The following is an 18310-nucleotide window of genomic DNA, read 5'->3' on the forward strand; positions in this document are numbered from 1 at the left end:
CCACGATTACGACAACGACAACGACGCCCGGTCCGTGAGAACGTCGGGTAGCTGTAGAGTACGCATCGCGTACCCGGCTCCGGCGGTCGCGGCAGCTTGGCGGGTACGCGATGCGTACCCTACGACATGTGCGTTAACACGTCAGTTCTGATCGCACCCCTCCCCCGCTCCGAGTTGACAACTGACCTGGCGTCAGTTACATTGCTAGTTAAATGACCCTGAGTCAGTTCTGGGTCGAGCCGCAGGAGTAGATCCCCATGGCCATACGCCAGCGTGCCATCCAGGCCGAAGACAAGCAGGAGCGCCGCGACGCCATCCTCGACGCGGCCGAACAGGTGCTCGCGGATGCGCCGGAGCGCGTCGCGAGCGTCGCCGAGGTCGCCAGCCGTGCGGGGCTGGCGAAGGGGACCGTGTACCTGTATTTCCCGGGCAAGGAGGAACTCCTGCTCGCCGTGCACGAGCGCTGGGTCGAGGGCTTTTTTCACGACCTGATCGCACTGGTGGAGTCGGAACCGGGCGTCGATTTCGATGCGGTATTCGCCCTCGCGCGCATCCACCTGATCGATCCGCCGCTGTTCATGCCGCTCGCCGCGCGCTGTTTCGGGCTGATGGCACATAGCCTTGCACCCGCGTCCGTGCTGGCCTTCAAGCAGCGGATGGCAGCGCGCATGGAGCGCGCCGGTGCCGGCGTGGAGCGTCATTTTCCCGCGCCGGGCGCGGCACCGGGGCTGGAGCCCGCCCGCGGGGTGGCCATGTTGCGCCGCAGCTACGCGCTGACCCTCGGGCTGTGGCAGATGTCGGCCACCGCCGGCAGCGGGGCCTGCTGCACCATGGCCGGGCCCCAGTTACCAGCCGCGTTCGCCTGGCACTACCCCACCGAGTTGGAGGCTGCGCTGCGGACACTGTGGCGCGGCATGATCGGCAGCGCGGCAAGCGAGGTCACCCTACTATGAACAGTCCACACGCGCGCCTGCTGAGCGCGCTGATCCTGACGGCCGTGGCCCTTGGCACCAACGGCTGCACCAAACCGGCGCCGGTCGCCGATGCGGTCCGCCCCGTGCTGCTCAGCCAGGTGGTGCCGGGGAGCGGCACCGAGGCCGCCGTGTTCGCCGGCGAGGTGAAACCCCGCTACGAGTCCGATCTCGCCTTTCGCATCAGCGGCAAGATCGTCGCCCGGGCGGTCGATGCCGGGGCACGGGTGCGCAAGGGCGCCTTGCTGGCGCGGCTCGATCCCGCGGATGTCACCCTGCAGGCCGAGTCCGCGCAGGCGCAGGTGGCGGCGGCGCAGGTCGATGCCGAGTTCGCCCGGGCCGAGTTCGACCGCTACGAGAACCTCTTGAAGCAGAACTTCATCAGCGCCTCGGCGCTGGACGCCAAGCGCAATGCCATGAAGGCGAGTCACGCCAAGCTCGAGCAGGCCCAGGCGAATCTGGCCGTGACCCGGAACCAGGCGGCCTATGCCCGGCTGGTCGCGCCACAGGACGGCGTGATCACGGCCGTGAGCGCGGAGGCCGGCCAGGTGGTCGCGGCCGGACAGGTGGTGATGCGCTATGCCCGCGAGGACGAGCGCGAGGTCGAGATCGCGGTCCCGGAGGCGCGGATCGATGAACTCAAGCACGCGGACCAGATCAGGGTCGTCCTGGTGGCCGACCCTGGGACCGGCTACCGCGGGCAGGTCCGCGAGGTCTCGCCGGCGCTCGATCCGGTCACCCGGACCTTCACCGTGCGCGTCTCCGTCATCGACCCGGCGCCGGCCATGCAATGGGGGATGACCGCGAACGTCCACCTCGCCGGGCCCGCGACCGGCACGGCCAGCCTGTTGCCCGCGACCTCGCTCTACCAGACCAGCGAGGGGCGCCCCGCGATCTGGGTCTACGACCCCGCCATCGGCCGGGTCTCGCTGCGTGCGGTCGTCATCGCGCAATACCGGGAAGACGGCGTAGTGATCGCCGACGGGCTCGCGGCCGGCGAGTGGATCGTCGCCACCGGCGCCAACAAACTCCACGAGGGCCAGCAGGTCCGGCCCTACGAGGAGGCGGGGCGTCCCGCCCCGCCGCCGGCCCCGGTGGCAGCGACGGCGCGCGCGGACTGACCACACATGATAACGAAAGCTCCGGGCGACGCCCCGCGCGCCGCCTTCAACCTGTCCGAGTGGGCCCTGCGCCATCGCTCGCTGGTACTGTATTTCATTGTCATCCTGGCCCTGTCCGGCATCTACGCCTATGGCCAGTTGGGGCAGTCAGAAGACCCGCCGTTCACCTTCAAGGTCATGGTCATCAAGACCAACTGGCCGGGGGCCGCGGCGCGCGAGGTCGAGCAGCAGGTCACCGACCGCATCGAGCATAAGCTGCAGGAACTGCCGCTGCTCTTCGTGCGCAGCTATTCGCGGCCAGGCGAATCGCTGATCTTTGTGTCATTCCAGGACGCGCTGCCGCCCACCGCCATCCCTGACCTCCAGTACCAGGCGCGCAAGAAGGTCGGCGATATCCGCCAGAGCCTGCCGCCCGGCATCCAGGGGCCCTTCTTCAACGACGAGTTCGGCGACACCTATACCAATCTCTACGCCATCACCGGCGAGGGCTACAGCTATCACGACCTCAAGGACTTCGGCGACCGCATCCGTGCCGAGCTGCTGCTGGTGCCGGGGGTATCCAAGGTCGACTTCATCGGTGAGCAGGACGAAAAGATCTATATTGAACTCGCGAATGCGCGGCTGGCGCTGCTCGGGATCACCCCCGTGCAGATCGCGCAGACCCTCGCGGCGCAGAACGCGGTGACGGCCGCCGGCGCCTTCGAGACCGCGGCCGAGCGCATCTATCTGCGCCCGAGCGGGGCCTTCGACTCGCTGGAGGAGGTCCGGGACATCGCCCTGCGGGTGAACGACCGCCTGTTCCGGTTGGGCGACATCGCGGAGATCCGACGCGGCTATGTGGACCCGCCGCAACAGCAGATGCGCTGGCAGGGGCGCGCGGCCCTGGGGATCGGCGTCACCATGGCGGCCGGCGGCAACGTGATCGCGCTGGGGCAGGCGCTCGATCGGCAACTCGCCGCGCTGCGGGCCGAACTGCCGATCGGGATGGAGATCGGACAGGTCGCGAGTATGCCGCGGGCGGTAGAGCAGTCGGTGAGTGAATTCGTGCGCTCACTCGCCGAGGCAGTGCTGATCGTCCTTGCCGTGTCCCTGATCAGCCTCGGCCTGCGCACCGGGCTCGTGGTGGCCCTGTCCATTCCGCTCGTGTTGGCTACGACCTTCCTCTGTATGTGGATGTTCGGCATCGGCCTGCACAAGATCTCGCTCGGCGCCCTGATCCTCTCACTCGGGCTCCTGGTCGACGACGCGATCATCGCCGTCGAGATGATGGCCATCAAGCTGGAGCAGGGCTTCGACCGCTTCAGTGCGGCGAGCTTCGCCTATTCCAGCACCGCCTTCCCGATGCTCTCCGGCACCCTCATCACCGTCGCCGGCTTCCTGCCGATTGCCATGGCCAAGAGCACGACCGGGGAATATACGCGCTCGCTGTTTCAGGTCTCGGCGATCGCGCTCATCGTGTCTTGGTTTGCCGCCGTCATCGTGATCCCGTACCTGGGCTATCGGCTGCTGCCGGATCTGCGCCAACCACGGCGGGCCGGGCTCGCGGCGCGTCTCGTGGCGCGGCTGCGCGGGCGGATGGAGCCGCCCGCACGGGGCGGTGCCCACGACGATCCCGACCAGGTCTATGACACCCCCTTCTATCGCCGCTTCCGCGCGCTGGTCGCCTGGAGCGTGCTGCACCGCTGGATCGTGATCGGCGCGACGGTGGCCATATTCGTCGGCGCCCTGTTCGCCTTCCGGTTCGTCCCCCAGCAGTTCTTTGCCTCCTCGGCACGCCCCGAGCTGATCGTCGACCTGCACCTGCCCGAGGGCAGTTCATTCGCCGCCACGCTCACGCAGGTGCTGCGGATGGAACAGGTCCTTGACCGCGAGCCGGGACTCGCAAGCTACGTCGGCTATGTCGGCGTGGGCAGCCCGCGCTTCTACCTGCCGCTCGATCAGCAGTTGCCGAGCGTCAACTTCGCCCAGTTCGTGCTGGTGGCGCAGGGCGTGGAGGAACGCGAACGGCTGCGCACCCGCCTGGTGACGGTCTTCGACGAAGACTTCCCCGGCCTGCGCGGGCGGGTGACGCGACTGGAGAATGGGCCGCCGGTGGGGTTCCCGGTGCAATTCCGGGTCTCCGGCGCCGACCTCACCCGGGTGCGGGCACTCTCCCAGGAGGTCATGGCCCTGGTACGCATCGATGCGCAGATCACCAACGCCCAGTTCGACTCCGACGAGCCGACCAAGGTCATCCGGCTCAAGGTCGACCAGAACCGGGCGCGGGTGCTGGGCTTCTCCTCCCAGGAACTGGCCGCCTTCCTGAGCAGCACCCTCTCCGGACTCACGGTCACCTATGTGCGCGAGGGCGACAAGCAGATCGAGGTGGTGCTGCGCGGCCAGGACGCCGAGCGCGCGCGGCTCTCCTCGCTCAAGGACCTGTCACTGCCTACGCGCAACGGGCGTGCGGTCTCCATCACCCAGATCGCCGAGTTGCGCTATGAGCAGGAGGACGGCATCATCTGGCGCCGCGCGCGGCTGCCGACCGTCACGGTGCGCGCCGATGTCCTGGGTCAGGCCCAGGGACCGGACGTCGCCCGGCGCATCGACCGGCAACTCGATGCGCTGCGCGCCCGCCTGCCGCTCGGCTACCGCATCGAGATCGGTGGCGCGGTCGAGGAGTCCGCGCGCGGTCAGAAGTCGATCGGTGCCGGCGTGCCGGTGATGCTGGCGGTGGTACTCACCCTGCTGATGATCCAGCTCCAGAGCTTCTCACGCACCCTGATGGTGCTCCTGACCGCACCGCTCGGGCTGATCGGCGTCACCGCCGGCCTGCTGATGTTCGGGCTGCCGTTCGGCTTCGTCGCCATGCTCGGGACCATTGCCCTCTCCGGCATCATCATGCGCAACTCCATCATCCTGGTAGACCAGATCGAACAGGACCGGGCGGCCGGCGCGTCCCCGCGCGACGCCATCATCGGGGCCACGACACGGCGTTTCCGCCCCATCGTCCTGACCGCCGCCGCCGCCGTGCTCGGCATGATCCCGCTCGCCCACAGCGCCTTCTTCGGCCCCATGGCGGTCGCCATGATGGGCGGCATCCTGGTCGCCACCGCCCTGACGCTCGGATTCCTGCCGGCCCTTTATGCCGCCTGGTTCCGGGTGCCGCGGGCGGCGGCCGACCCCGCCGAGCACTAGCCATCAGTTCTGATCGCACCCACCAACGGGGACATGGCCCCGGGGTGCCCCCGCGCCTGTATGATGTGCCCTCGGAATCCTTTAACCGGTTGGCAAGTGAGCACATGAAAGCCAGTGAGATCAAGAAGGGAAGCGTCATCGAGGTCGACGGCGCGGTCGTCTATATCACGGAACTCCAGGTCCAGACCGCGTCGTCGCGCAGCGGCAACACGCTCTACAAGGTGCGGGGGCGCAACGTCGTCAACCGCCAGAAGTTTCAGGGCAGCTTCAAGGGCGACGAGCAGGTGCAGACGGTCGACTTCGAGCGGCGCGCCGTGCAGTTCCTGTACCGTGAGAGCGACGGTTGTACCTTCATGGACCGCGACACCTTCGAGCAGCACGGCTTCGACCTGGAGGCCCTGGAGTCCGAGCTGCCCTACCTGACCGAGGGCCTGGAGGGGATCTTCGCCCTGGTGGTCGACGGGGTGGCGGTCGGCATCGAGTTGCCCGCCACGGTGGTGCTTGAGGTCATGGACTGTGCCCCCGCCATCAAGGGCGCCTCGGCCTCCGCCCGCAACAAGCCGGCGACCCTGAGCACTGGGCTGGTGGTGCAGGTACCCGAGTACCTGGCGGCGGGCGAGGTCATCAAGGTCAACACGGTGTCCGGCGAGTTCATGTCGCGGGCCTGAGACGCGGGCCAGATTGTCGCATCCTTATTGTATTTCTTTGCGTCTTGGCGTGAGCAACTGCCGGATTTAGGGTGAAGCCTGACACCCGCACCGCCATGCGCCGCCTGATCGCGCAGATCCGGGCAGCAATCCCCTTCGAGGATTCGCGCCCGCGGGTCTGCACTGGTGCCTGCGACGCGTGCTCGCGCGCGCTCTTGGACTTTCTGGAGGGGGAACTCGACGACTGGGAGCGACGACTGGCCGCTGGTGAGAGCCCCAATCTGGGCGAGGTGTCGCGGCTCGCGCGGACCAGCCGGAAGGTTTACGGGGTCTTGGAACGTAACGGGCTGGTTTGATGGACGGTTGGGCTTACGTTGCTTTGCGGACCAATCCTCTTTGCGGCCCAAGCCTCACCTGCGATCACTCAGCTCGGCGGCGCCGGGAGCCGCAGCCCGCCCGCGGCCAGGGTGTCGGCGATGAAGCCCAGGCGCTGCCAGGCATCGCCAGGGCCTAAGCCCTTGATCGAGCGATCGGCGAGGGCGCATTGACGCACCAGTGCACGCAGCAGCGTCGGTGACAGGCGGCGCAGGGCGCCCTCGACGGACTCCAGACGCTGGCGCGGGACTCGGTGCTGCGCCAGGACCTGGGAGGCCGAGCCCTGCTGCGCCTTGGCCCAGGCGGCCTGGGCCAGCATCCGCAGATCCCGCGCCAGGACCCACAGCACCAGGGCCGCCGCGACCCCTTCCGCCCGCAGGACCGCCAGCACCCGCTGCACGCGCGCCCGATCCCCGGCCACCGCCGCGTCGGTGAGGGCGAAGAGGTCGAAGCGGGCGCTGTCCGCCAGGGTCCCCAGCAGGTCCTCCACGGCCAGGGCGCCCGGGTCGCGCAAGAGTCTGAGCTTTTCGATCTCCTGGACCGCGGCCAGTTGATTGCCCTCGACCCGCTCCGCCAGCAGCTCCGCCACCCCGCGCCCCGGTGCGAACCCGGCCGCCCGGAGCCGCAGACCCAGCCACTGGACCAACTCCCGCTCCTTGAGCGGCCACACCTGCACGATGGTGCCGACCGCCTCCACCGCCCGCGCCCACTGAGTCTCCAACTCCTTGCGGTCCAGTGCGGGGGCCGTCATCAACAGCAGGTTGTCGGGGCAGGGCCGCGCGCAATAGGCGCGCACCGCGGCGCCGCCGTCACGGCCGAGCTTGGCGGTGGCGATACGCAGATCGATGAGCTTGCGCGCGCAGAACAGCGACATGGCGTCGGCACTGGCCCCCAGGGCGCCCCAGTCGAAGGCGCCGTCCTGGTCCAGGACCTCGCGCTCGTCGAAGCCGGCCGTGCGCGCCCGCGCGCGGATCAGCCGGGCGGCCTCGCCGAGTTGGTAGGGCTCGTCGCCGCAGATCAGGTAGACCGGGGTCAGGCCGGCGGCGAGTTGGTCCGGGAGTTGGGTGAAGCGCAGACGCATATTGCTCGTTCCAGGATGACCGGGGCCGCCGTCGCCAAACCTCAGCGCAGCAGGGTGGTCCGCAACCGCATCAGGATGCGATCAGCGGCATCGACGGCGAACTCCTGGTAGATCTGCGCCTCTTCGAGCTGCTTGCCCAGGACCTCCACGTCCGGGTTGTCGAAGGTCCGCACCAGGTCCAGTTTTTGTTTCGGTATCCGCACCTTACCGTCGGCCGCCACGGCCTCGTAGGTGACCAGGTAATGCAGTTCATAGGCCAATACCTTGCCGGCGTCATTGGTCGCGACGACCCGGGAGGAGCGCCCCTCCGCCGTGATGCGCAGGATCAGCTTCGCCTTGTCCGGGCTGGACGCCAGGGGGACGGTCCCGCCGGCGAGCTGCTCCCTGACCGCCAGCATGACCGGCGAGCCGGTCTCGGGCTGGAGGTAGATGGGCGCCAGGTCGGCCGGGATCTCCAGGGCGCCGCGCAGGTGAAAGCCGCAGCCGGCGAGCGCCGCCAAGGGCAGCGCCTGGAGCAGCCTGCGCAGTGCCGCCCGCCGGCCTTTCAGGGCCTCAATTGACAACGACATTCACCAGCTTGCCGGGGACCACGATCACCTTGCGGACCCGGACCTGGCTGAGCTGCGGGGTAGCGGAGTGCGCGTCATCGGTGCCCGGCAGCCCGACCTGGGTATAGCGACGCACGCAGTCCGCCGCGAGCGCGGCGGCCTCGACCGCGGCGCGGTCCGCGGCGGCCGCGACCGTCACCTTGCCGCGCAGCTTGCCGTTGACCTGCAAGACATACTCAATGCTGTCCTGGCGCAGCGCCGCCTCGTCCACCGTGGGCCAGGGGGCGTCCAGGATATCCGCGCCGAAACCGAGTTCCTGCCACAGGTGGTGGGTGACGTGGGGGGCGATGGGCGCGAGCAGGCGCAGGCAGACGCTGACCCCTTCGCGCAGCACCGCCTGGGCACCGGGGGAGTCATCCAGTCGGTAGAGCGCGTTGACCATCGTCATGCAACCGGAGACCACGGTGTTGTACTGCTGGCGCTCGTAGTCGAAGAGTGACTTCTTGAGCGCGGCCTGGACCTCCCGGCGGGCGGCAGCGGTCGCGTCATCGAGGTCCGCGGCCAGGTCCGCGACCGCGGGGGCCGCGCCGATCAGCCGCGCCTTGGCGCTCGCGAGCGTCCAGAGGCGCTTCAGGAACCGGTAGGCCCCCTCCACGCCGTCGTCGTTCCACTCCAGCGACTGGTCCGGCGGCGAGGTGAACATGGTGTAGAGACGCACCGTGTCGGCCCCGTAGCGGGCAATCAGTGACTCCGGGTCCACCCCATTGTTCTTGGACTTGGACATCTTCTCGATGCCGCCGAAGAGGACCGGCTGGCCGTCGGCCTTGAGCACCGCATGGAGCATCTTGCCCTTGTCGTCGCGGGTGACCTCCACCTCGGTCGGGTTGAACCACTCCTTGCGCCCGTCCGCGCCGTCCCGATACCAGGTCTCGGCCACCACCATGCCCTGGGTGAGGAGCCGTGTGAAGGGCTCGTCGCACGCGACCAGGCCCTCGTCGCGCATCAGCTTGTGGAAGAAGCGGGCGTAGAGCAGGTGCAGCACCGCGTGTTCGATGCCGCCGACATATTGGTCCACCGGCAGCCAATAGCGGGCGCGCTCGTCGAGCATGGCCGTGGTGCAGTCGCTGGAGCAGAAGCGGGCGTAGTACCAGGACGACTCGAAGAAGGTATCGAAGGTGTCGGTTTCTCTGAACTCCCCGTTGGGGAGTTCAGAGAACGAAGGCATCCTCTTTAACGGGGAGCCGGAGCCATCGACCACCACGTCCTCGGGGAGACGCACCGGCAGGTCGGTCTCGGGGCGGACGCCGCCGTCGGGGGTACGGACCACCGGGATGGGGCAGCCCCAGTAGCGTTGGCGGGAGACGCCCCAATCGCGCAGCCGGAAGTTGACACGTTTCTCACCCTTTCCCCGCGCTTGAAGCCAGGTCGCGATGGCGTCGCAGGCCCGCGCCGAGGTCAGGCCATCGAAGGGACCCGAATCCCGCAGTACGCCCTTCTCCACGTAGGCGCAGGCCTCGATCCCGCAGGGGCTGCCGTCAGGCGAGTGGATCACCTGGCGCTTGGGGACGCCGTACTTTTCGGCGAACTCCCAGTCCCGCTGGTCGTGGGCCGGCACCGCCATGACGGCGCCCGTGCCGTAGCCCATGAGGACGAAGTTGGCGGCGAAGATCGGCACCGCCGCCCCGGTGATGGGGTGGACGGCGTCGCTCCCGAGCGGATAGCCGCGCTTCTCCATAGTCTCGATCTCGGCCTCCGAGACCCCGCCCTGGCGGCACTCCTCGATGAAGGCGGCCAGCCCCGGGTCGGTCTCGGCGGCCCGCCGCGCCAAGGGATGCTCGGCGGCGACTGCCATGTAGGTCACGCCCATGACGGTGTCCGGGCGGGTGGTATAGATCCCCAGGACCTCAGCGGAACCGGCGAGCCCGAACTCCATGTAGACGCCCTCGGAGCGCCCGATCCAGTTGCGCTGCATGGTGCGCACCTGCTCCGGCCAGCCGGTCAGGCCGTCCAAGGCGTCCAGCAACTCCTGGGCATAGTCGGTGATGCGCACCGACCACTGCGCGATCTCGCGCTTCTCGACCGGGGCGCCGGAGCGCCAACCGCGGCCGTCGATCACCTGCTCGTTGGCGAGCACCGTCTGATCGATGGGGTCCCAGTTGACCACGGCCGTGGCGCGGTAGGCCAGCCCCTTCTCCATCAGCCGGGTGAAGAGCCACTGCTCCCAGCGGTAGTAGTCCGGGTCGCAGGTAGCCAGTTCCCGGTCCCAGTCATAGCCGAACCCGAGGCTGCGCAACTGGCCCTTCATGTAGGCGACGTTGGAGCGCGTCCACTGCGACGGCGGGATGCCGTTCTTGATCGCCGCATTCTCCGCCGGCAGGCCGAAGGCGTCCCAGCCCATCGGCTGGAGGACGTTCTTGCCCTGCATCCGCTGGTAGCGGGCGATCACGTCGCCGATGGTGTAGTTGCGCACATGCCCCATGTGCAGCCGCCCGGAGGGGTAGGGGAACATGGCGAGGCAGTAGAACTTCTCCCGGGCGGGGTCCTCCACCGCCTTGAAGCTCTGGTGTTCGTCCCAGAAGGCCTGGGCCGCGGTCTCGATGCCGCGCGGGTCATAGTCGTGTTGCATGGGTTGGATTCGGGTGGACGCACCGGGGATTCGGATGACTGGGGATCGGATGGGATCAGAATATCGGCGACAGCATACCGCGCCGGGACGGCCAGGGCGACCCGCGCCCGTGTCAGAACCGGCCGGATCTGCTACCTTTTGCAGCAACCCAAGCCCCAGCCCCGAGGCCGCCCATGCAGGCGGTCAAGCGCGGGGGACCTCAGCGCAGCCATCCAAAGCGTGCGGGTCACGCTGCCGCTGACCGAAACCCAGGCCCGACCTATGCCCGCCACTCCCCTCGACCGCCGTCTCAGCGTCGCCCCCATGCTGGATTGGACCGACCGGCACTGCCGGTATTTCCTGCGGCTGATCACCCGGCGCACCCTGCTCTACACGGAGATGGTCACCACCGGGGCCTTGATCCACGGCGACCTGGACCGGCACCTGCGCTTCGACCCGGCCGAGCACCCGCTGGCGCTGCAACTCGGCGGCTCGGACCCGGGCGAACTGGCCCGGTGCGCCGGCCTGGGGCAGGAGTGGGGCTATGACGAGATCAACCTGAACTGCGGCTGTCCCTCCGACCGGGTCCGGCACGGGCGCTTCGGCGCCTGCCTGATGGCCGAGCCGGCCCTGGTGGCGGACTGCGTGGCGGCGATGAAGGCGGCGGTCGCCATCCCGGTGACGGTCAAGTCACGCATCGGGATCGACGAGCGCGACAGCTATGAAGAACTGGCGGCCTTCGTCGCCGCGCTGGCGGGGGCCGGTTGCGACGCGCTCATCGTCCACGCCCGCAAGGCCTGGCTCCAGGGCTTGAGCCCGCGTGAGAACCGCGAGGTGCCGCCCCTGCGTTACGACCTCGTGGCCCGTCTGAAGGCGGACTTCCCGGGGCTGACCATCGCCATCAACGGCGGCGTGCGGACCCTGGACGTCGCCGCGGGCCTGCTCGGCCGGTTGGACGGCGTCATGATCGGGCGCGCCGCCTACGAGGACCCCTGGGTACTGGCCGGGGCCGACCGCCTGATCTACGGCGAGACCAGCCCCCACCCGACCCGCCACCGGGTGCTGGAGGCCTACCTTCCCTATGTGGAACGGGAACTGGCCGACGGGGTGCCCCTGGGCGCCATGAGCCGGCACCTCCTCGGCCTCTTCCACGGCCAGCCCGGGGCGCGCGCCTGGCGCCGCTACATCAGCGAGCGCGCCCATCGCCCCGATGCGGGGCCGCGGGTCCTCACCCGGGCGCTGCCGCCGGAGCGGGAGGCGCGCGCCGAGGCGGCGGGTGCCGCTTGAACCGAAGGCCAATAAATGGGATCACGGCTGGCCTGATCCGTGCCTAGGTCACTCCATATCACCCTCGAGCAGATCCTCTGCGGGCAGCAGTCGATGACCCTCGAAGACGGTGAGCACTTCGACCGCACCTTCACGGCTGGTCGGCCCCCGAGTCGACGCGGCGCGTCGCCAGACGCCCGCGCAAGGTGTCGGCATCCATCAGTCGTCCCCGGTCAGCATCGGCAATACCGGCAGCGATCGACTCGAGGAGCCGCTCCCGGGAGCGCAGCCGGTCATACTCCGTGGGCGACAGGAGCACCCCCGCGGGCCGACCATTCTGGGTGATGACCAAGGGTCTTGCGGTCTGGGAGACCTGGCGCAGGAGGCGGGATGCCTGGGTCTTGAACTCGCCGATGGGAATGATGTTCTCGGCGACTGAGAGGTTGGCCATGATCTGAATTCCGGGTCGAATCTTGGTCGCAATCCTGACCCGGAACAATGGACAAGTCAACACCGCAAGGGCGGGTTCGGAGCGGGAGGGACCAAGAACGACGCGCTGTATCGTTATCCTGACGTGAGGCAACATTTGCGTGAGCCGCCGACAAGGGTATAACTCGACTATAGCCTTCGCACCTGACATCCGGACAGGCCCCTGGTGTCGGGGCGGGTTTGAAACCCACCCCTACGTCCGGCTATCACGTCCGAGGGCTATAAAATGTCAGAAAACATTCATATTCTCAGTGCAACGGCCGCGGACGCACCGGAGATTGCCGTCATGGTAGGCGAGCTGCTCACTGAAATCGTCAGCGTCGGCGGCATCCCGGCATTCAATTTCATCGGTCGCGCGGCTGGACGCGGCTTGAGGTGACGACCCCGCCGCTGCCGCCGTTTGAGAAAACGCTTGCCTTCTACGAGCGTGAGGGCTTCGCCATCGCCGGTGGCCGCAAATTGAAGGTGGCGCTGTAACGCGCCGGTCGCCTTGCGGCCGGAACGACGATCACGCCCGGCCGGCGCCCCGCGGGGGGCCGCCAGGCCGGATTGGGGTCTGGCTCAGAAGGCGCTGCCGGGTCTCAGGCCCCACTTCTTCAGGATCGTCGCCAGCGGGCAGAAGCCGGTGAAGGCCGACTGGAGCAGGTTGGCGCCGACGAAGGCGGTGAACCACAGCCAGTGGATGTTGACGTACACTGCCAACAGCAGAGACAGCAGGATGACGCTGCCGGCAAAGGCCAGCACAAAACGCTCGATGGACATGCAAGACCCCGGGATAGACTGCTTGGTGGTTGCGCTATATTAACAAGCCCTAATATTCTGCTCAACCCTAACCGCGCACGGACCCCCATGGACGCCGAAGCCTTTCCCCGCCTGATCCAAGGACTGCTGAGGTCCGACGCCTGGCCCCCGGCCACGGGGGCGGCCGCCGGGCCGATCGAGCACATCGAGACCCACATCTCCCACGTCCTCCTCGCCGGGGACTTCGCCTACAAGCTCAAGAAGCCGCTGGACCTGGGCTTTCTGGACTTCTCCACCCTGGAGCGGCGCCGCCACTGCTGCGAGGAGGAGATCAGGCTCAATCGCCGCCTCGCCCCCGCACTCTATATCGGCGTGGTGCCGATCACCGGGACCCCGGAGCGCCCCCGGGTCGGCGGCAGCGGTCCGGTGCTCGAATATGCCGTGCAGATGCACCGCTTTCCCCAGGAGGCCCGGCTCGACCGCTGCACGCTGACCCCCGACCTGGTGGACCGCATCGCCGCCCGGCTGGCCGCCTTCCATGCCGCGATCCCGCCGGCGGACCCGGCGGGCCCCTTCGGCACCCCCGCCGCCGTCCTCGCCCCCATGCTCGAAAACCTGAGCCAAATCCGCGCCCGGGTCGACACGCCCGACTGTCAGGCGCGGTTGGACCGGTTGCAGGACTGGACCCTGGAGCGCTGGCGCGCCCTGACCCCGGTGATCGAACGGCGGCGCGCGCAGGGCCGGGTGCGCGAGTGTCATGGCGACCTGCACCGCGGCAATATCGCCCTGGTGGACGGGGAGCCCCTGTTCTTCGACGCGCTGGAATTCAACCCGGGGCTGCGCTGGATCGACACCGCCAGCGAGCTGGCCTTTCTGCTCATGGACCTGGACGCGGCCGGGGCCCAGGGGCTGGCGCGGCGCCTGCTCAACCGGTACCTGGAACTGGACGGCGACCACGATGCGCTCGAGATCCTGGCCTTCTACCAGGTCTACCGCGCCATGGTGCGGGCCAAGGTCCTGGCCATCCGCTTGGGCCAATACGCCCTCCCGGGGGAGGAGTCCGAGGCGCAACGGCGCAATTGCGAGCGCTACCTGGACCTGGCCGCGTCCTACACGCGCCGCCGCCGCCCCCGGCTCCTGCTCGTCTGCGGCCTCTCCGGGTCCGGCAAGAGCCGACTCGCGCGCGCCCTGCGCGAGGTCCTGCCCGTCATCCACCTGCGTTCGGACGCCGAGCGCAAGCGCCTCTTCGGCCTGGCCCCCGAGGCGCGCTCCGAGGTCGGGATCGGGGTCGATACCGGGATCTACTTTCAGCAGGCGACCGACTGGACCTACCAGCGCCTGGCGGCCCTGACCGGCGCGATCCTGGCCTGCGGCTACGACGTGCTGGTGGACGCCACCTTCCTGACCCGGACGCGCCGGGCGGTCTTCGCGGACCTGGCGCGCGCTCAGGGCGCGGGCTTCGCCGTCCTGGCCCTGCTCGCCCCCATGACGGTCCTGCGCGAGCGGGTCGCGCGTCGGCTCGCCGAAGGCCGCGACGCTTCCGAGGCCTCGGTCGCCGTCCTGGAGCGCCAGGCCGCCGCCTGCGAACGGCTCAGTCGCGCCGAGCGCCGCACGGCCATCACCATCAACAGCACGGCCCCGCCGTCCATAGATCAGGTCCTGGTGCGCATCGCCGTCCTGACCGGGGTGCCGCTGGGGGAGTGACCGACAGCAGAAGGTGATTAGCGTCGAAACTCAGCCGGTGTCGATGCGGCCATCTGTCACGCCCTTTCAGGGCTAAGAGCATCTCTGTGCACACCCAGGGCGTTGCCCTGGGCTGGTATGTGCGACCCCGTCGGGGTCAATCCGCGCGCCCGTACGGGCTGGTCTCACGCGGGGTTTACCTACCATCGCCGAGACCCTCAAGCCCCGAAGGGGCGTGACATACCAGCCCAGGGCAACGCCCTGGGTGGTCTAATCACCAAGCACGATCAACGCCACCCCCGCCACCATCAGCCCCCCGGCCGGCAGGCGCCGCAGCAGCCCCCGCTCCCTGAACCACAGGACGCCATAAAGGATGCCGAACAGCAGGCTGGTGCGCTTGACCGCGATCATATAGGCCACCTGGACCTGCTGGATGGCCAGGAAGTGGGTATAGGCCGAGATGCCCGTGAGGAGCCCTACCGCCGCCACCGCCAGCGGCCGGGAGGCCAACTTGCGCAGGAGCGCCGGCCGCGGCACGGCGAAGACCAGGATGACCGCCAGGCCCAGCACCCCATAATAGAAGGCCGCAAAGTGCTCCGGCCCCAGGTGACGCATGGCCCCCTTGCCCAAGGTCGAGGTCAGGGCATAGATGACGGCCACCGCGAGCATCATCCGCGAGCCCGGCCCCCGCCAGATCGCCCGCCAGGGCGCCATCCAGGTGCGCCAGTCGGCATAGTGCACCTGGTCGCTGTTGAGCAGCCAGGCCCCGGCGACCACCAGCAACACCCCGGCGGCGCCCGCCGGGGTGACCCGCTCCCCGAGCAGGACCCAGGCGACGCCCATCCCGAACACCGGGGTAAAGGCGAGATAGGGTAAGGTGAGCGAGAGCGGGTGGTCGCGGATCGCCGCCAGGTACAGCAGGATCGCCAGAATCTCCAAAGGCACCAGCACCGCCAGGGTCCACCAGAACGGCGCCGGCAGGGCGCTCAGCGGCGGCAGCCCCGCGAGCAGCGGCGTCAGCAGCAGCCCGGCCATGCCGAAGCGCACCACCGCCAGTTCCGCGGCCGAAAACCCCTGCAGCCAGGCCTTGGTCGCCGCGTCCGCGCTCGCCAGAGTGAAGGCGCAGATCAGCGCCAGCGGCAGCCAGTGCATCACCGTGCCCGCCGGAAAAAACCGGACCCTACCGGCGCAACGGGGGCGAAAGACCGCAATGGCTCATCTCGTGTCATTAAAAGGTACCGCCGCGAGCCTTGGCGAAGCAAGGCGCCCCGCGCTATGGTAAGCGCTCTGTCCGTCAAGGTAGAACCGGCGCCGGAAAGATCGAACCATGTGCAGTATCGCAAATTGGCAACGCACCAGCGCCGCAGCACTGCCGCGCCCGCCGGGCAGCGGCTTGCCCCCGTGACACCACCCCTGAACGGCGAGCGGCCGACCGCCGGGCGCCGGCCGGCACGGTGGCGCCCCGGCGCGCACCTGCTCGGCGGCCTGGCCCTGGTCGCGGCCCTGGCCTGGCTGGGCCAGCGCCAGCTCGCCGCCCCCTGGGCCATGGGCCAGACCGCGGGACGCACCTGCACGGTGGTACGGATACGCGACGGGGACTCCCTGGACCTGCGGTGCGGCGGCGAGACCGTCGAAGTCCGCCTGCACTGCATCGACGCCCCCGAGTGGGAACAGGGCGCCTGGGCCAAGCAGTCCCTGCGGCACCTGCGCAGGATCACCCCGCGGCGGATCCTGCTCGAGAAGGTCGACACCGACCGCTTCGGGCGCACCGTGGCAAACCTCTACGCCCCCGGCGCGCAGCCTCGGTTACTCAACCTGGAACAGGTGACGAGCGGTCAGGCGGCGGTCTACCGGCACTATTGCGACGACCCGCGCTTCGAGCGCGCCGAGCAGGCGGCCCGGGCGGCGGGCCTGGGGATCTGGTCGCGGCCGGGCGCGCAGCAGACACCCTGGGAATTCCGGCACCGGCAAGGGCGTTGACCCGAGTGAAGCCCGGACACCGCGCGGCCATCGCTGGTCGAACCAAGGGCGCGCCGGGAGACCCCTGACCATCGCCTAACCGCACAGCATCTGCTCGATCTCCTGCGCCCCCAGCCCCTCCAGTAGCCCCTCCAGGGTCGCCGCCCGAGCGGCATCGCCCAGGATCTCCACCCCCTCCTCCCCCACCCGGATGCGCAGCCGCACCCGTCGGCCGGCCGGGTCGGCCGAGTAATCGGCCGGCTCGATCAGGTCGGGCAGGTGCGGGACAAAGCGATACTGGACTCATGGTTCGACCTCTCTGGACGGGGTCCAGCGCCCCAGCCCGGCGATGGTCCGCGCCAGGGTCCGCAGCGCGGCCGGGTCCGTGTTCACCCCCGGGATCAGCGGCGTGCTGACCTCCACCCAGACGCCCGCCGCCAGCAGGATGGCCAGGGTCTCCAGCACCGGAACAGGGTCGCCGCCGGTCAGGGCGCGATGGCGGTGCCGGTCCAGCGACTTCAGATCCAGGTTCACCGCCGCCCCCCGCCCGGCCGCCGTCGCGATGGCCGCCCCCGGTTCCAGCGCCCGCGCCCCCCAGACCACCCCGGCCTCGCGCCCGAACTGCGACAGCCGATGGTTCTGGCAATAGAGACAGCGCAGGGTACAGCCCGGCGCCGCCAGGGTCAGCACCTCGCTGCCCGGCCGGTAGTGATAGAGCGGCTTGCGCTCCACCGCGTCCCAGTGCCACAGGCTGGTGGCGAAGGTCGCCGTCTCCAGCCGCCCGCCCCGGCGCCGGCGCACCCGGCACCAGCCCAGGTCGCCGTCCGCCAGTGCACAGGCGCGCGGGCACAGGGTGCAGACCAGGGTCTCACCCGCGGCGCGAAAGAACTCGGCCGGCTGCCAATTCATGAGTGACCTCAACGCCCATCCGGTTCAAAATCCACGCCACCCGCACGACCGGAGCCACCACGCCATGGACCCCACGGACACGCCGCTCAGGGCCGCCTTCGACCTCGGCCTCGCCACCGCCCGCGACCCCGCCAACCGCGCCGCCGTGCGCGGCAGCCTCGCAGTCACCACGCTCGACTCGCCCTGGCTCTACCGGCCCTGCCCGGTCTGCGCCCACAGCTTCCGGGTCGGCGACCCCGTTCAGATCGGGGTGCAGGGCGGCGCCGACAGGCTGGTCCGCCACCACAGCCCCCAACTCCCCTGCACCGGCGAGGCCGTCGCCGCCGCCACCCGGCCGGCCGAACTCGCCGCCTTCATCAAAGGCTTGGACATCACCTGGCCGCCGCCCGCCGGGCTCGACCTGCACTGCCTGGCCCCCGGCCACCCGCTGCTCGCCGCGCCCCGTGGCGGTTTTGGCCGCCACACCTGCGCCGTCTGCGGCCACACCCTGCGCCCCCACGACCAGGTCGTCATCTGCCCCTGCCGACCCAGCGCCCCCATGCCCATGTGCCGCATCGCCATCCACCGCGACCCGCTGCACGGCCTCTCCTGCTGGGACGCCTGGTGCCCGGACGGCCGCGCCCATCACTGCCTGGCCACGTCCCGGCCGCTCGATCCATGAGCGCGTCGGGCACTTCCCCGATCGGCGGCGAGCGGTCCGCACAGCGGACCCTACCGACGGGCCGAGCGCCCGTAGGG

17 protein-coding genes and 1 pseudogene are annotated in these 18310 nt (G+C 69.4%); 10 read left to right on the forward strand and 8 right to left on the reverse strand.

Annotation, left to right across the window (positions count from 1 at the left end; translation table 11 throughout):
- Positions 1-257: 257 nt before the first annotated feature.
- From QZY48_RS20145 to QZY48_RS20165, 5 genes are all read left to right on the forward strand, one after another.
- Complete coding sequence (locus tag QZY48_RS20145) at positions 258-953, forward strand: TetR/AcrR family transcriptional regulator (RefSeq protein ID WP_295434520.1); 696 nt, start codon at positions 258-260, stop codon at positions 951-953.
- Positions 950-2092, forward strand: coding sequence for an efflux RND transporter periplasmic adaptor subunit (locus tag QZY48_RS20150; RefSeq protein ID WP_295434522.1), 1143 nt, complete (start codon positions 950-952; stop codon positions 2090-2092). Before QZY48_RS20145 ends, QZY48_RS20150 begins: the two co-directional genes overlap by 4 nt.
- 6 nt (positions 2093-2098) lie before the next feature.
- Entirely contained in the window at positions 2099-5269 is a 3171-nt protein-coding gene (locus QZY48_RS20155) for an efflux RND transporter permease subunit (RefSeq protein ID WP_295434524.1), read from the forward strand.
- Between the two features lie 104 nt (positions 5270-5373).
- On the forward strand, positions 5374-5937 hold the full coding sequence (yeiP, locus tag QZY48_RS20160) for an elongation factor P-like protein YeiP (RefSeq protein WP_295434526.1): 564 nt from the start codon (positions 5374-5376) through the stop codon (positions 5935-5937).
- Between the two features lie 71 nt (positions 5938-6008).
- Positions 6009-6272, forward strand: a complete 264-nt coding sequence (locus QZY48_RS20165; RefSeq protein WP_295434528.1) for a hypothetical protein — start codon at positions 6009-6011, stop codon at positions 6270-6272.
- Between the two features lie 68 nt (positions 6273-6340).
- Here QZY48_RS20165 and holA read toward each other — a convergent pair whose 3' ends face one another.
- The 3 genes from holA to leuS are packed head-to-tail and all read right to left on the reverse strand — an operon-like array spanning position 6341 to position 10546.
- On the reverse strand, positions 6341-7372 hold the full coding sequence (gene holA / locus QZY48_RS20170) for a DNA polymerase III subunit delta (RefSeq protein ID WP_295434530.1): 1032 nt from the start codon (positions 7370-7372) through the stop codon (positions 6341-6343).
- 41 nt (positions 7373-7413) lie between these two features.
- Entirely contained in the window at positions 7414-7941 is a 528-nt protein-coding gene (gene lptE / locus QZY48_RS20175; protein WP_295434532.1) for an LPS assembly lipoprotein LptE, read from the reverse strand.
- The gene (gene leuS, locus QZY48_RS20180) at positions 7925-10546 is read right to left on the reverse strand and encodes a leucine--tRNA ligase (RefSeq protein WP_295434534.1); all 2622 of its coding nucleotides are present in this window, start codon (positions 10544-10546) and stop codon (positions 7925-7927) included. The genes lptE and leuS overlap by 17 nt, the downstream gene beginning before the upstream one ends.
- A 261-nt stretch (positions 10547-10807) precedes the next feature.
- On the opposite strand from leuS, the gene dusA reads away from it, so the two are divergent.
- Entirely contained in the window at positions 10808-11812 is a 1005-nt protein-coding gene (gene dusA, locus QZY48_RS20185) for a tRNA dihydrouridine(20/20a) synthase DusA (RefSeq protein WP_295434536.1), read from the forward strand.
- A gap of 130 nt (positions 11813-11942) precedes the next feature.
- On the opposite strand, the gene QZY48_RS20190 is transcribed toward dusA, so the two are convergent.
- Positions 11943-12242, reverse strand: a complete 300-nt coding sequence (locus QZY48_RS20190) for a type II toxin-antitoxin system Phd/YefM family antitoxin (RefSeq protein ID WP_295434538.1) — start codon at positions 12240-12242, stop codon at positions 11943-11945.
- A gap of 264 nt (positions 12243-12506) precedes the next feature.
- Between QZY48_RS20190 and QZY48_RS20195 the strand changes: the two genes are divergently transcribed.
- Entirely contained in the window at positions 12507-12659 is a 153-nt protein-coding gene (locus QZY48_RS20195; protein ID WP_295434540.1) for a hypothetical protein, read from the forward strand.
- Positions 12660-12841: 182 nt separating this feature from the next.
- On the opposite strand, the gene QZY48_RS20200 is transcribed toward QZY48_RS20195, so the two are convergent.
- Positions 12842-13042, reverse strand: a complete 201-nt coding sequence (locus QZY48_RS20200) for a DUF2892 domain-containing protein (protein WP_295434542.1) — start codon at positions 13040-13042, stop codon at positions 12842-12844.
- Positions 13043-13129: 87 nt separating this feature from the next.
- Here QZY48_RS20200 and QZY48_RS20205 point away from each other — a divergent pair, with 87 nt between their 5' ends.
- Positions 13130-14725 carry a bifunctional aminoglycoside phosphotransferase/ATP-binding protein gene (locus tag QZY48_RS20205; protein ID WP_295434544.1) on the forward strand — a complete coding sequence of 532 codons (1596 nt, stop codon included), beginning with the start codon at positions 13130-13132 and terminating at the stop codon, positions 14723-14725.
- A gap of 249 nt (positions 14726-14974) precedes the next feature.
- Here QZY48_RS20205 and QZY48_RS20210 read toward each other — a convergent pair whose 3' ends face one another.
- On the reverse strand, positions 14975-15856 hold the full coding sequence (locus tag QZY48_RS20210) for a DMT family transporter (protein ID WP_295434546.1): 882 nt from the start codon (positions 15854-15856) through the stop codon (positions 14975-14977).
- Positions 15857-16048: 192 nt separating this feature from the next.
- On the opposite strand from QZY48_RS20210, the gene QZY48_RS20215 reads away from it, so the two are divergent.
- The gene (locus QZY48_RS20215; RefSeq protein ID WP_295434547.1) at positions 16049-16684 is read left to right on the forward strand and encodes a thermonuclease family protein; all 636 of its coding nucleotides are present in this window, start codon (positions 16049-16051) and stop codon (positions 16682-16684) included.
- Between the two features lie 75 nt (positions 16685-16759).
- On the opposite strand, the pseudogene QZY48_RS20220 reads toward QZY48_RS20215, so the two are convergent.
- Both QZY48_RS20220 and QZY48_RS20225 read right to left on the reverse strand, forming a co-directional pair.
- Positions 16760-16954 (reverse strand): annotated as a pseudogene (locus QZY48_RS20220) (radical SAM-modified peptide, FtsH ternary system-associated); the annotation flags it as partial.
- Positions 16955-16966: 12 nt separating this feature from the next.
- Positions 16967-17572 carry a hypothetical protein gene (locus QZY48_RS20225; protein WP_295434549.1) on the reverse strand — a complete coding sequence of 202 codons (606 nt, stop codon included), beginning with the start codon at positions 17570-17572 and terminating at the stop codon, positions 16967-16969.
- A 64-nt stretch (positions 17573-17636) separates the two neighbouring features.
- On the opposite strand from QZY48_RS20225, the gene QZY48_RS20230 reads away from it, so the two are divergent.
- Positions 17637-18233 carry a hypothetical protein gene (locus QZY48_RS20230; RefSeq protein WP_295434552.1) on the forward strand — a complete coding sequence of 199 codons (597 nt, stop codon included), beginning with the start codon at positions 17637-17639 and terminating at the stop codon, positions 18231-18233.
- Positions 18234-18310 lie beyond the last annotated feature (77 nt).

This window comes from uncultured Thiodictyon sp., from assembly GCF_903828115.1.
Classification (GTDB): Bacteria; Pseudomonadota; Gammaproteobacteria; order Chromatiales; family Chromatiaceae; genus Thiodictyon.

What these genes read in the sequence shown, in the direction of transcription:
- QZY48_RS20145 (WP_295434520.1), top strand. Translation starts at nt 258, where the DNA reads ATGGCCATACGCCAGCGTGCCATCCAGGCCGAAGACAAGCAGGAGCGC.
- QZY48_RS20150 (WP_295434522.1), top strand. Translation starts at nt 950, where the DNA reads ATGAACAGTCCACACGCGCGCCTGCTGAGCGCGCTGATCCTGACGGCC.
- QZY48_RS20155 (WP_295434524.1), top strand. Translation starts at nt 2,099, where the DNA reads ATGATAACGAAAGCTCCGGGCGACGCCCCGCGCGCCGCCTTCAACCTG.
- yeiP (WP_295434526.1), top strand. Translation starts at nt 5,374, where the DNA reads ATGAAAGCCAGTGAGATCAAGAAGGGAAGCGTCATCGAGGTCGACGGC.
- holA (WP_295434530.1), bottom strand. Translation starts at nt 7,372, where the DNA reads ATGCGTCTGCGCTTCACCCAACTCCCGGACCAACTCGCCGCCGGCCTG.
- lptE (WP_295434532.1), bottom strand. Translation starts at nt 7,941, where the DNA reads ATGTCGTTGTCAATTGAGGCCCTGAAAGGCCGGCGGGCGGCACTGCGC.
- leuS (WP_295434534.1), bottom strand. Translation starts at nt 10,546, where the DNA reads ATGCAACACGACTATGACCCGCGCGGCATCGAGACCGCGGCCCAGGCC.
- dusA (WP_295434536.1), top strand. Translation starts at nt 10,808, where the DNA reads ATGCCCGCCACTCCCCTCGACCGCCGTCTCAGCGTCGCCCCCATGCTG.
- QZY48_RS20190 (WP_295434538.1), bottom strand. Translation starts at nt 12,242, where the DNA reads ATGGCCAACCTCTCAGTCGCCGAGAACATCATTCCCATCGGCGAGTTC.
- QZY48_RS20195 (WP_295434540.1), top strand. Translation starts at nt 12,507, where the DNA reads ATGTCAGAAAACATTCATATTCTCAGTGCAACGGCCGCGGACGCACCG.
- QZY48_RS20200 (WP_295434542.1), bottom strand. Translation starts at nt 13,042, where the DNA reads ATGTCCATCGAGCGTTTTGTGCTGGCCTTTGCCGGCAGCGTCATCCTG.
- QZY48_RS20205 (WP_295434544.1), top strand. Translation starts at nt 13,130, where the DNA reads ATGGACGCCGAAGCCTTTCCCCGCCTGATCCAAGGACTGCTGAGGTCC.
- QZY48_RS20210 (WP_295434546.1), bottom strand. Translation starts at nt 15,856, where the DNA reads ATGCACTGGCTGCCGCTGGCGCTGATCTGCGCCTTCACTCTGGCGAGC.
- QZY48_RS20225 (WP_295434549.1), bottom strand. Translation starts at nt 17,572, where the DNA reads ATGAATTGGCAGCCGGCCGAGTTCTTTCGCGCCGCGGGTGAGACCCTG.
- QZY48_RS20230 (WP_295434552.1), top strand. Translation starts at nt 17,637, where the DNA reads ATGGACCCCACGGACACGCCGCTCAGGGCCGCCTTCGACCTCGGCCTC.